Below are 12,530 nucleotides of genomic sequence, written 5' to 3' on the forward strand. Positions count from 1 at the left end.
ATTTTTCTTTTTAAGGCTAACCTCGACTTTTGTGCTAAAATGCCCGCATTTTTACGCAGATACAAGATGGGAAAGATTATGGCAAAACGTAAACAAGATGATTTTGATTGGCAGGATGAAGAACAGGAAGAGATTATTTGGGTGAGCAAAAGCGAAATTAAACGCGATGCGGAAGCCTTAAAAAAAGTGGGTGAAAAATTGGTGGATTTAACTAAAATCCAGTTAGACAAAATTCCTTTGGAAGACACATTGCTAGAGGCGATTAATTTAGCGCAACGTTTGCAAAAAGAAGCCCGTCGCCGTCAGTTGCAATATATCGGTAAGTTGTTGCGCAGCATTGACGTAGAGCCGATTCAAGAGGCTTTAGATAAGCTCGAAAATAAACATCAGCAACAACAAGCTATGTTACATAAATTAGAATTATTGCGTGATGAATTGATCGAGCAGGGCGACAATGCATTAACCAAGTTCTTAACCGATTACCCGCAAGGGGATCGTCAACAGCTACGCAATCTCATTCGTGCTGCTAAGAAAGAAAAAGAGCAAAGTAAGCCCGCGAAAGCCTATCGAGAAATTTTTCAATATTTAAAGGGAATCGTGTTGGAAGATTAACGAGATTCTAAATAATTTAGCCCCTTAATAAACGCATTATTAAGGGGCTATTTTTTATGGCAGGATTAATGTAACCAGAAGAAGTAGCCAATGGTTGCAATAACGAAAATGCAGACGATATTCAACACAAATCCGGCGCGCACCATCTCGCTTTGTTTCACTTCGCCCGTACCGAAAACAATAGCGTTCGGCGGGGTGGCAACCGGTAGCATGAAGGCGCAAGATGCCCCTAAGCCGATGATCAAGGCGAGACCGATTTCCGGCATGCCTAACGATTGTGCGATGGAAATAAAGATCGGCACTAATAAGGCTGCACTGGCGGTATTGGATGTAAATTCTGTTAAGAAAATGATGAAGGTAGCAACCAATAAGCCAATAAGATAGAAGTGACCTCCTTCAATTAAGAATACGATGCCGTCGGCTAAGATTTTGCTGGCACCGGAATTTTTTAATACGGCACTTAAGGTTAAACCACCACCGAATAGCATTAATACACCCCAGTCGGTGTTGTCCTGAATTTGTTTCCAGTTGGCCACACCGGTGATACAAATAATCACAGCCGCTGCTAAAGCAATAACGCTATCAAAACTACCGATTTTGCCGCTAAGACCGAGTAGACCGGAAAGTATCGGATTGATTTGGCTGCTAAATACCCAGCTTAAGGCGATGAATACGAAGATACCTAATGTGATCCAACGGGATTTGTTCATTTCCACTTTTTCAAATTCTTGTTCAAAACGCACGTTTAGCTTCGGTTTGAACACAATGTAAAGTGTGCCGATCATTAATGGCATAAGGATTAACATAATCGGCAAGCCATACCATAACCAGTCGGCGAAGGTGAGGTGTAATTGTGTTGCGACAATGTTATTTGGCGGGCTACCGACCAAGGTTCCCATACCGCCGATGCTGGCGCTGTAGGCAATCCCCAAGAGCACAAAAACATAGGTGTTATGTTCTGTATTGCGATCTAAACGGCCTAATACGCCCATGGCAAGAGGTAACATCATGGCGGCGGTGGCGGTGTTACTCACCCACATGGATAAAAACGCCGTGACGGAGAATAAATACATGATGGCAACAGATAATTTTCCTTTTGCTAATGCCATAATTTTATTCGCAATCATTTTATCTAATTGCTGAATATGTAAGGCTGTGGCAAGTGCGAAACCGCCGAAGAAAAGGAAAATGTTCGGATCGGCAAAGGTGGCGAGCGCTGTGCTGGTGTTTACCAAACCTAGGAAAATCGCCAATAACGGCACGATTAAGGCGGTGATGGTAACGTGTAACGCTTCAGTTAACCATAACACGGCAACCAGCGCTAATAATGCCAATCCGCTATTGGCATTTCGATCGAAAGGCAATGTATAAAGTAAAACAAAAAATAGAATAACCGCAGAAATTAAGATAATCACGCTTTTATTGATCCTATTTTTATTTAGTGTTGTGTTGCTCATGGTTTTGTCCTTTTAAATAAAATAGAAGATCGACATATTGTCTAATTATGTAAACAATATGTTAGAAAATTATCATTACATTGATAAAAAGCAATGCTTTTTTTACGGATTTGTGAAGTCGCGCAAAAAAAAGTGCGGTTGAAATGGTAAAAATTTCGACCGCACTTTGTCGGAATCCCTTTTTACAGGCGTTTATTCTTGTTCCGGTTCGTCTAAATCTAACGGCTCTTGCGAGAGAATAATGCCGGTTAAATCTGCATAAATATAATCTTCCGGGAAGAAAGTCACACCACCAAAATTCACCGGGACATCCGTTTCTCCGTGGCTACTTTCGTCTGCACCTACCGGAATCGGTGCGAGGGCTTGAATGCCGATATCAATATTTTCCAATTGCTGAATTTGACGCACTGCACCATAAACGATAATCCCTTTCCAGTTATTATCGGCGGCCAATTGTGCCAATTCCGCATCAATCAATGCACGGCGCACTGCACCGCCGCCATCGACCAATAATACTCGACCTTCACCGTTTTCTTCCAACAGCTCGGCGATTAATCCGTTATTCTCAAAACATTTCACCGTGGTGATTTTGCCGTGGAACGAACTTAGTCCGCCAAAACTGGAGAAAATGGGCTCAACAACATCCACTTGATCAAGGTAAATATCGCAAAGTTCTGAAGTATCAATGTACATAAAAGACCCTATTTTTTAAGATGAATACTGCGGGCTAGTATAGTCCGATCGTTAACCGATAAGCAAGCCTAAACTAAATAACGCATTGGTAAATAACGCAATCAACGACATTTGCGCCAACATTGGGCGTAGCGCAGTCGGCTCTTTGTGAGAATACACAAACAGGGCATGTTTAAGCAGAAGCGGATAAGTTAACAGAAAAATAAAGCCAAGCAGATGGTGTAAGTTGAACAAGGCAAAGAGCAAATAAAACAATGCTGCAACAGCAAGTAAAATACAGTGATAAACCCGCCCGTTATGCGGGCCTAGGCGCACGGCAAGGGTGTTTTTGCCTGCTTTGCGGTCTTGTTCAATATCACGCAAGTTATTGATATTTAATACAGCTGTGGCGAGTAAACCGCTCGCAATGGCAGGAAGTAAAATGACGGCGGAGAAGTCATGCACTTGCAGATAATAGGTTCCGCCGATGCCCAATAACCCGAAGAAAATCAACACGGAAATATCGCCTAAACCTAAATAACCATAGGGTTTGTTGCCCACGGTATAGGTGATGGCGGCAACAATAGCCAACACGCCGAGAAGCGAGAAGGCGATTAAGTCACTCACATTTTGGTAGGCAATGCCGATCAATAATGCGCCGCAAAGGAAACTCAAGGCGATCATCACATAAAGCCCTTTTTTCAACTGTGCCGCAGAAATAGCACCTTGTTGAATGCCGCGTAGCGGTCCGATACGTTCTGCCGTGTCGGAGCCTTTTTGATGATCACCGTAATCATTGGCGAAGTTGGAGAGAACTTGCAGAAATAACGTGGTTAATAAACACAATATTGTGATGCCCCAATGGAAATGTCCCGCCCGGTAAGCCAACGCCGATCCTGTTAGAATCGTCGCCAACGCCAAAGGCAAGGTTTTCGGCCGTGCCGTCTCAATCCACATTTTTATTGTATTTTTGGTCATAATTTCCACGCGAATAACGAAAAAAAAAAAGCGATTTTTCACCGCACTTTTAGCTAAAATAGGCGCTATTCTACAAGGTTATTCTGCAGATTTTAACTGTTTTAAGGAAAATATGTCCGATTCTCTCACATTGCAGCCCGTTGCTGTGATTCACACGCCTTACAAAGAAAAATTTTCGATACCGCGTCAACCTAATTTGGTGCAGGATGGCACTGGCATTGTCGAATTGTTGCCCCCCTACAACCAAGCGGAAGCCGTCCGCGGTTTAGCGCAATTCAGCCACCTTTGGCTGATTTTTCAATTTGATCAAATCCCGCAAGGCAAATGGCATCCTACCGTGCGCCCGCCACGTTTAGGTGGCAATCAGCGGGTTGGGGTGTTTGCCTCGCGCTCTACACATCGCCCGAATCCTATTGGTTTATCCAAAGTGGAATTGCGCCACGTAGAATGTAAAAACGGCAAGGTGTTGTTACATCTCGGTGCCGTAGATTTAGTGGACGGCACACCGATTCTCGACATCAAACCTTATCTTGCCTACGCGGACAGTGAACCTAACGCAATTTCAGGTTTCGCACAAAGCGAGCCGAAACCGTTGCTATGCGTAGAATTTACTTTGGAGGCGGAAAGTGCGGTCAAAAAACACAGTAAAAATCGACCGCACTTACAACGTTTTATTATTGAAGTTATCCAACAAGATCCCCGCCCGGCGTATCAACAAGGCAAAGCCACCGATCGCCTTTACGGCATTTCGTTGTATGACTTGAATGTGAAATGGCGGATTAAAGCGGAGAGTGTGGATGTGGCGGAAATTGTGCAAATTGAAACCTTAGTAAATCATCAGAAAGATTAATCTGCGGACTTTTTGAAGTGTATTTCTGATGAGAAAATATTTTAAATTTTCACCGCACTTTTCATGCTTTCTTATTCACTCAACCCCGCTAAAATCGAACATTCCGCGCAGTCGTTGCCTTGGCAGTTGTCGTGCCAGCGTTGGAGTTCAGCCACCATTTTTTGTAGTGCATGAATTTGTGCATTGAGGGTTTCGATATGTCGTGCCGTAAGTTGTTTCACTTCACGGCTGTTGCGATGTGGGTTATCTTGGAGTTGTAATAGTTGGGCGATTTGTTGCAGGGAGAAACCCACGTCTCGCGAGTGGCGGATAAAACGCAAACGGGCGAGATCGTTTTCTTCATATTGGCGATAGCCTGCAAGAGTACGGTTATTGGCTTTGAGTAAGCCAAGTTTTTCGTAATCACGGATTTGTTTGGCAGATAAGCTGGTGAGTTTGGCTGCTTGACTGATATTCATAAAAAGTGTTTGACCTTAACCTAATGTTAAGGTTTATAGTAATCTCACCGACAAAAATCGGCAAGGTTTAACTTAATGATTAAAGGAGCAAATGATGCAAAACGTAACCTTAAAAATTGATGGCATGACCTGTGGTGGTTGTGTGAAAAGCGTGACTCGCGTATTGAGTGAATTAGATGGCGTGGTGCAAGCAGACGTAAGTTTGGAAAAAGCGCAAGCAGTCGTTAGTTTTGATGAAAATAAAGTACAACCGACAGTGTTAGTGGACGCCGTGGAAGATGCCGGGTTTGATGCCGAAGTGGCATGAGTTTTGTTTATTGCTTATTCATTGATGGCGCGCATCTCCTGATGCAGCCTTTTGATTGTTGCTTTGTTGTAAGCACGCGTTGGGAGGCGCGCGCTATCCGGGGTAAGTTTGGAAAAAGCGAAAGCGGTCGTTAGTTTTGATGAAAATAAAGTGCAACCGGCAGCGTTGGTGGAAGCCGTGGAAGATGCCGGGTTTGATGCGGCAGTGGTGTAATTTTTCTGCTTGTTAATGCGGCATGAAAATACTGTCTTATTTGACAGCGTAAAAACGAGTTGAAAACCCACCGCACTTTTCTGTGAAAGGAAATAAAAAGAGGATGTTATGCAAAAAGTCTCCCTTCAAATTGGCGGCATGACGTGTCAGTCATGTGCCAGTCGGATTGAAAAGGTGTTGAATAAAAAGGATTTTGTGCAGCAGGCGGGCGTGAATTTTGCCAGTGAAGAAGCGCAGATCACTTTTGATGAAAAGCAAACTTCCGTTGAACAGCTGATCCAAATTATTCAAAAGACCGGTTTCACGGCACAGCTCAAGCAAGAGCAGGCAGAGTTGCCGCAAGAGCAAAACATCTCGTGGCGGTTGATTTTATTGTGGCTGATTAACGTGCCGTTTTTAATCGGTATGTTCGGCATGATGCTGGGGCGGCATGATTGGATGTTGCCGCCGATGTGGCAAATGGTGTTAGCCACGATTGTGCAATTCGGCCTGGCGATTCCCTTCTATAAAAGTGCTTGGGGTAGTATTAAAGGTGGCTTGGCCAATATGGATGTGTTGGTCAGTCTTGGCACGCTCACCATTTATTTTTATTCCGTCTTTATGCTGTTTTATCTGCCACATATGAGCCACGATCATGCCTCGGAAAATATTTATTTTGAAGCCTCCGTCATGGTGTTGGGCTTTGTGAGTTTAGGAAAATTCTTAGAAGATCGTACCAAAAAGCACAGCCTAAATAGCCTTGGTTTATTGTTACAGCTGACGCCGAAACAGGTGCGCGTGCAACGTAACGGCGAATGGCAAACCGTGCCGTTAAATCAAATCCAAGTAGGCGAGTTGTTACGCGCTAACCAAGGTGAACGCATTGCAGCGGATGGCGTGGTGGAAGAGGGCACAGGCTGGTGTGATGAAAGCCATTTAACCGGCGAATCTGTGCCGGAAATGAAGACAACGACCAGTCGTGTGTTGGCGGGCGCGATGGTGACGGACGGCAGTTTGGTTTATCGCTCGCAACAGCTCGGAAGCCAAACGTTGCTCGGCGATATGATGAACGCTCTTTCTGAGGCGCAAGGCAGCAAAGCGCCTATTGCCCGTTTTGCCGACAAAGTGGCGGCAGTGTTTGTGCCAACGGTAATAGGCATTTCCTTGGTGACGTTTTTACTTACTTGGTGGCTTCAACAAGATTTGGTGACGGCTTTAATTCATGGGGTTGCGGTGTTGGTGATTGCCTGCCCTTGTGCTTTGGGCTTAGCCACGCCTGCGGCGATCATGGTTGGCATGGGCAAAGCAGTGAAGCAGGGCATTTGGTTTAAAGATGCTGCCGCTATGGAAGAATCCGCCCATGTGAATGCGGTGGTATTGGACAAAACCGGCACGCTCACAGAAGGCAAACCGCAAGTAGTTGCTTTTTGGCAGGCGCAAAGTGCGGTCTATTCTGAAGATGAAATTTATGCGTTGGCGGCCGCCATTGAACAAAGCGCGACACATCCGCTGGCAAAAGCCCTTGTGCAAGCCGCGATGGCAAAAAATGTGGCGTTGCCTGCGGTGCAACATATCCAGGTCGAGGTGGGGCAGGGGATTCAAGGGGAGATTGAACATCTCGGCACGGTGAAAGTGGGGAAACCTGCCTATTGCGGTTTGACGTTACCGACCGATCTTGAACCGGTGTGGCAGATCGCTAGCATTGTGGCAGTCGCTGTAAATGACCAACCTATCGCCGCATTTGCCTTTGCGGACGCCTTAAAGGCGGATAGTCAAAAGGCAATTCAGCGTTTGCAGGTACATAATATCGATGTATATATCATGAGCGGCGATAATCCGAACGTAGTGCAATACATTGCTAATCAGCTTGGGATTCAACATGCGCAGGGCAATATGTCGCCGCGAGATAAAGCAAGTGCGGTCAAAATTCTACAAGAAAATGGCAACGTGGTCGCCATGGTAGGGGATGGGGTGAATGACGCGCCGGCATTGGCTGCAGCGAATGTGAGTTTCGCCATGCATGATGGTGCGGATGTGGCGCAACACAGTGCGTCGGCAACCCTGATGCAGCATTCTGTCAATCAGTTGGTGGATGCCTTACTGATCTCCCGCGCGACCTTGAAAAACATTAAACAAAATTTATTTTTTGCATTTATTTATAACGTGTTAGGCATTCCGTTAGCCGCATTGGGTTTGCTCAGTCCGGTGGTTGCAGGCGCGGCGATGGCGATGAGTTCTATTTCCGTATTAAGCAATGCGTTACGCTTGAAAAAGACGAAAATCACATAGGCAAGTCATATTCAACTTGAGGAACTTCGGGCATAATAAGCGACATTTTGTTATGCAATAAGAAGAATAACATGTTGAATAAAATTGATTTATGGCTGATGAATCATCAGCCTAATCCTCAGTTGAAAGGAATCAAACGTTTTTGGGTCGAGTTCTGGTTTTTCGGTTTGAAAGAAGCCCGAGCCTGTCTATTTGCCGGTGTGTTTTTTATCGCCATGTTCCTCATGCCGAAAAACGGTATTGCCGGCATTCCCCGTTACGATTTATTGTTAATTTTTGCTTTAGCGGTGCAATATCTGATGTTTCATTTCAAGCTGGAAACATTAGATGAAATCAAATCCATCACCCTGTTTCACCTCGTGGGTTTTGCTTTGGAATTGTTCAAAACCTCCTCTTCGATTCAATCTTGGGCGTATCCTGATTTTGCTTACACTAAAATCTTCGGCGTGCCTTTATTCACAGGATTTATGTATGCCGCGGTAGGCAGTTATATTATTCAGGCGTGGCGTTTGTTTGGTTTGCAAATTCGCAGTCATCCGCCCTATGTTTTATCGACACTGACCGCAGTTCTCATTTATCTAAATTTTTTCACCCATCATTACATTGGTGATTATCGGTGGTATTTGGCGGCGTTCGCATTGGGGCTCTACGCCCGCACAGCGGTATATTTCACGCCTTATGATAAACCTCGCCGCATGCCGTTGTTACTGTCTTTTATGTTGATTGGTTTCTTTATTTGGTTAGCGGAGAATCTCGGCACGCTGATTGGCATTTGGCGCTATCCAAATCAAATCGGTGCCTGGTCTTTGGTGCACGTGAGTAAGTGGAGCGCTTGGGCGTTATTGGTCGTCATGACATTTACCATCGTGGCAAATCTCAAACATATTAAGCAGACGATTCAGGTGTCGAGGGATTAGGAAAGAAAAAAGTGCGGTCAAAAAACACAATGAATTTTGACCGCACTTTCTTATTCGTTGGAATAAATCAATTCCGGAGATTGATTGTCGTTGATGACGCTTTCGTTGACCACCACTTTTTCTAATCCTTCTAAAGAAGGCAAGTCGTACATGGTGTCGAGCAAGACGCCTTCGATGATGGAGCGTAAGCCACGAGCGCCGGTTTTACGGGCAAGGGCTTTTTTCGCCATGGCGATTAAGGCTTCTTTGGTGAATTCCAGTTTCACGTCTTCCAAACCAAATAGCGCTTGATATTGTTTGCACAAAGCGTTTTTCGGTTCGGTCAGAATGCGTACAAGGGCTTCTTCATCTAATTCGCTTAACGGCGCAACCACCGGTAAACGTCCGATAAATTCCGGGATTAAGCCGTATTTCATTAAATCGTCCGGTTCTACCTGTTTGAATAAATCCGTCAACGTGGCTTTGTCTTTTTCGCTCTTGATTTCTGCGCCGAAACCAATGGCAGTGGCGACGCTGGTGCGTTTTTCAATGACTTTATCCAAGCCGGCAAAAGCACCGCCGCAAATAAACAGAATTTTTGACGTATCAATGCGCAACATTTCCTGTTGCGGGTGTTTGCGTCCACCTTGTGGCGGAATAGAGGCGATAGTGCCCTCAATCAGTTTTAACAAGGCTTGTTGTACGCCTTCACCGGAAACATCACGGGTAATGGATGGATTTTCTGATTTGCGGGTGATTTTGTCGATTTCGTCGATATAGATAATGCCTTGTTCCGCGCGCTCAATGTCGTAATCACAGTTTTGTAGTAATTTTTGTAACACGTTTTCCACGTCTTCGCCCACGTAACCGGCTTCCGTCAAGGTGGTGGCATCCGCCATAGCGAAAGGCACGTTTAACATACGCGCCATGGTTTCCGCTAAGAGGGTTTTACCGCTACCGGTCGGTCCGATAAGTAAAATATTACTTTTACCCAATTCTACATCATCGGTTTGATGTTTGGTGCGCAGACGTTTGTAGTGGTTATACACCGCCACCGCCAAGACTTTTTTCGCGTAATCTTGACCAATAACATAATCGTCTAAATGGGCGCGGATTTTGTGAGGCGTCGGTAACTCCTGCTCTTTTGGCGTTTCCGCTTCAGCTTCTGTTTCTTCGCTATGTTCTTCATTAAGCAACATATCGTGACATAATTCGATACATTCATTACAAATGTAACCGGACGTGCCGGCGATTAATTTATTGACTTCCTCTTGTTCTTTGCCACAGAAAGAACAATGCAATTCTTTATCTTTTGCCATTTTTATCTCTTAACGTTTAGTGAACACTTCATCGACCAAGCCGTAATTTTGGGCTTCTTCGGCAGACATGAAGTTGTCGCGGTCGGTGTCTTTTTCAATGGTTTCAATGGGTTGTCCGGTGTGGAAAGCCAAGCGTTCATTTAAGGTGCTTTTAATTTTCAAAATTTCTTTGGCATGAATTTGAATATCCGATGCTTGTCCGCGGAAACCGCCGAGAGGTTGATGAATCATCACTCTAGCGTGAGGCAATGCGCCACGTTTGCCCGCAGCACCGCCGGCTAATAAAAAAGCCCCCATGGAACAGGCTTGCCCGATGCAAATGGTTCGTACATCAGGTTTGATGTATTGCATGGTATCGTAAATTGCCATGCCGGCGGTAACGGATCCGCCCGGTGAGTTGATATATAAATAGATGTCTTTATCGGGATCTTCCGATTCAAGGAAAAGTAGCTGTGCCACAATCAAGTTGGCCATATTGTCTTCCACTTCACCGCTTAGGAAAATGACGCGATCTTTTAATAGACGGGAATAAATATCATAAGCGCGTTCGCCGCGGGAAGTTTGGTCAACGACCATAGGAATTACACTCATATGTTCCTCAATGTTAGCTGATAGGTGAAAAAAGTGCGGTTAAAAAAAAGCAACGTTTTTTGCGCGTTGATTTTATGAATAGTGCCGCGGAAACCACGAGGTTTCGTCGAGAATGGGGGGTATTCTACCTGAAAATTTACCTTTGCTGAATTGCATTCGGACAAAAATAACAGTGCGGGTATCCTTTGCAAAAAATTCGTTTGAAAAAATGACCGCACTTTGAAAGTGACCATGCCTAAGTTTATCGTACTATTTTTTTGCAGGGTCATCTTTTAATGTGTTGTAGTCAACCAGCCCGCGCCAGTTAAATACTTTAATCGATTGTTTTTTCGGATTAAAAAAATCTTCTTGGCTTAAATGGCTTTCTTTAATGCCTAACCATTGTGCAAAACCATGAATAAAGTTAAAAGCGCTTTGCGGATTTTTAATCATCGTTCTTTTCTTATCATCGCTGGAAAAACGAACAAACGGCACTTCGTAACTTTGTTTGTATTCTTTATTATTTAACATGGAAAGATTTTTTCCTTCGCCTAAATGGGCTAAACCATGATCCGAAAAATAAATGACGGAATAGCTTTGGTTCTGTTCTTTCAGAATTGTATTAATCTCCGATAATAATGTGTCCGTTTGTTTTAAGGTGTCCAAATAACATGACATTTCTTGGCTGACTAAATGGAATTTCGGCGCTTCGCCATTTAAATGCGCACAAAATGTCGGATGGGAACCGATTAAATGTAAAACAATCAATTTGGTTTGATCTTTATCTTTCGCCAATAGCTGTTTTAACGGTTCCAATAATACGGTGTCCGGAGTGTTGCCGGAATCATAGCCGCCTTTTTTGGTAAAGAAATATTCATCAGCCTGAATACCGATACGCGATGCCATGGTGTCCCATTCGCCGACTTTACCTTGGTTGGATAGCCAATAGGTTTTGTAATGGGCAAGTTTGGCGAGAGAAATAATATTATCCGTGTAAACCGTCTCTTCATTATCATTGATAGAACGGTAGAGCGTGCGTTGTAAAGACGGTTGCGTGTTCGGGCCGGCGGCGACGTAAAGATTAAAAATCAAGCCATTCACTTGTTCCAAAAACGGCGTGGTTTTTTGTGGATAACCATATAATGACGTGTAATCACGACGCATACTTTCGCCGATAATTAACACATAATTTTGATATTTGGGCTCAACGGAAAGGATATTCCATTCCGGTGTTTTGGTTAATGCGTCGTTTAATAAATCCCGTTGGGTCAAATAGGTGTGATTGACTTTAAGGGTATTCGAAATAAAACTGACAGGATAAAAATGAGAGGCTTTAAAAAAGTCCGCTATGCTAAATTCTTTTTCTTTATCGGTATTGGTGATTTCTTTTGAAACAGGTTGATATAAGGCAAATACGAGAAGAATAAGATAAATAAGATAATATGCCGATTTATTGTTTTTACTTGGTGTAATATGGCGGCTGATAAATAATAAAACAATAAATAAAAGAAGATAAACGAAAGTGAAAATATAAATAGATAATGGCATTGCGCGAAAGAAACCTAAGGTTTCGCTAAAGTTGGTTTCATACACGGAGGCAATGACGCCAATAGATGCCGGGCCATATAATATGCCTGAAGGGATGTAACCAAAGGCGATAACAAAAACAAAAATCAACGCAATCAGAAAGAATTTATTGCTGTGTTTTTTTAAAGTAAAAAGCAATAATCCCAATGCCAAAATGCTTAACGCGTTGGTGAGATAATTATCTAAAATTCCCAATGCAATGTGAGAAAGGAAAGCAAAGCTCAATAACAGTAAAACAAAAGTGAAATTGTGATAGAGAATGTGAGATTTTTTTAGCTGAGACATCTAGTTTACCGGTTATGTTTTTTTATAAGGCAAAATTTTAGTCTCTTTGTTCCCTAAA

At 43.7% G+C, this 12,530-nt stretch carries 12 protein-coding genes; 5 read left to right on the forward strand and 7 right to left on the reverse strand.

The features are described 5' to 3' along the window. The first annotated feature begins 78 nt into the window (after window positions 1-78). Window positions 79-612, forward strand: coding sequence for a ribosome biogenesis factor YjgA (gene yjgA / locus DK428_RS07210; RefSeq protein ID WP_109063427.1), 534 nt, complete (start codon window positions 79-81; stop codon window positions 610-612). A 65-nt stretch (window positions 613-677) separates the two neighbouring features. On the opposite strand, the gene DK428_RS07215 is transcribed toward yjgA, so the two are convergent. The 3 genes from DK428_RS07215 to DK428_RS07225 all read right to left on the reverse strand — a co-directional run bounded on the left by DK428_RS07215 (window position 678) and on the right by DK428_RS07225 (window position 3,719). Then, window positions 678-2,069 carry a DASS family sodium-coupled anion symporter gene (locus DK428_RS07215; protein WP_109063428.1) on the reverse strand — a complete coding sequence of 464 codons (1,392 nt, stop codon included), beginning with the start codon at window positions 2,067-2,069 and terminating at the stop codon, window positions 678-680. Between the two features lie 192 nt (window positions 2,070-2,261). Further along, on the reverse strand, window positions 2,262-2,762 hold the full coding sequence (gene rraA, locus DK428_RS07220; RefSeq protein ID WP_109063429.1) for a ribonuclease E activity regulator RraA: 501 nt from the start codon (window positions 2,760-2,762) through the stop codon (window positions 2,262-2,264). Between the two features lie 51 nt (window positions 2,763-2,813). Then, the gene (locus DK428_RS07225) at window positions 2,814-3,719 is read right to left on the reverse strand and encodes a 1,4-dihydroxy-2-naphthoate polyprenyltransferase (RefSeq protein WP_109058868.1); all 906 of its coding nucleotides are present in this window, start codon (window positions 3,717-3,719) and stop codon (window positions 2,814-2,816) included. Between the two features lie 112 nt (window positions 3,720-3,831). Between DK428_RS07225 and tsaA the strand changes: the two genes are divergently transcribed. After that, the gene (gene tsaA, locus DK428_RS07230) at window positions 3,832-4,569 is read left to right on the forward strand and encodes a tRNA (N6-threonylcarbamoyladenosine(37)-N6)-methyltransferase TrmO (RefSeq protein ID WP_109063430.1); all 738 of its coding nucleotides are present in this window, start codon (window positions 3,832-3,834) and stop codon (window positions 4,567-4,569) included. A gap of 71 nt (window positions 4,570-4,640) precedes the next feature. Here the strand turns inward: tsaA and DK428_RS07235 are convergent, their stop codons facing one another. Further along, window positions 4,641-5,027: a MerR family DNA-binding protein gene (locus DK428_RS07235; RefSeq protein ID WP_109063431.1), complete on the reverse strand. Its 387-nt coding sequence runs from the start codon at window positions 5,025-5,027 to the stop codon at window positions 4,641-4,643. 94 nt (window positions 5,028-5,121) lie between these two features. Between DK428_RS07235 and DK428_RS07240 the strand changes: the two genes are divergently transcribed. From DK428_RS07240 to DK428_RS07250, 3 genes are all read left to right on the forward strand, one after another. Beyond that, on the forward strand, window positions 5,122-5,334 hold the full coding sequence (locus DK428_RS07240; protein WP_109063432.1) for a heavy-metal-associated domain-containing protein: 213 nt from the start codon (window positions 5,122-5,124) through the stop codon (window positions 5,332-5,334). Between the two features lie 321 nt (window positions 5,335-5,655). Beyond that, the gene (locus DK428_RS07245) at window positions 5,656-7,815 is read left to right on the forward strand and encodes a heavy metal translocating P-type ATPase (protein WP_109063433.1); all 2,160 of its coding nucleotides are present in this window, start codon (window positions 5,656-5,658) and stop codon (window positions 7,813-7,815) included. 71 nt (window positions 7,816-7,886) lie between these two features. Then, window positions 7,887-8,732 carry a DUF817 domain-containing protein gene (locus tag DK428_RS07250; RefSeq protein ID WP_109063434.1) on the forward strand — a complete coding sequence of 282 codons (846 nt, stop codon included), beginning with the start codon at window positions 7,887-7,889 and terminating at the stop codon, window positions 8,730-8,732. A gap of 50 nt (window positions 8,733-8,782) precedes the next feature. Here DK428_RS07250 and clpX read toward each other — a convergent pair whose 3' ends face one another. The 3 genes from clpX to DK428_RS07265 form a co-directional block, all read right to left on the reverse strand. Beyond that, window positions 8,783-10,030: an ATP-dependent protease ATP-binding subunit ClpX gene (gene clpX, locus DK428_RS07255; protein WP_109063435.1), complete on the reverse strand. Its 1,248-nt coding sequence runs from the start codon at window positions 10,028-10,030 to the stop codon at window positions 8,783-8,785. Window positions 10,031-10,039: 9 nt separating this feature from the next. Continuing rightward, window positions 10,040-10,621, reverse strand: coding sequence for an ATP-dependent Clp endopeptidase proteolytic subunit ClpP (clpP, locus tag DK428_RS07260; protein WP_109063436.1), 582 nt, complete (start codon window positions 10,619-10,621; stop codon window positions 10,040-10,042). A 249-nt stretch (window positions 10,622-10,870) separates the two neighbouring features. Then, on the reverse strand, window positions 10,871-12,472 hold the full coding sequence (locus DK428_RS07265; RefSeq protein WP_109063437.1) for a phosphoethanolamine transferase: 1,602 nt from the start codon (window positions 12,470-12,472) through the stop codon (window positions 10,871-10,873). Window positions 12,473-12,530 lie beyond the last annotated feature (58 nt).

The sequence above is a fragment of the Aggregatibacter kilianii genome (assembly GCF_003130255.1).
Lineage (GTDB): Bacteria > Pseudomonadota > Gammaproteobacteria > Enterobacterales > Pasteurellaceae > Aggregatibacter > Aggregatibacter kilianii.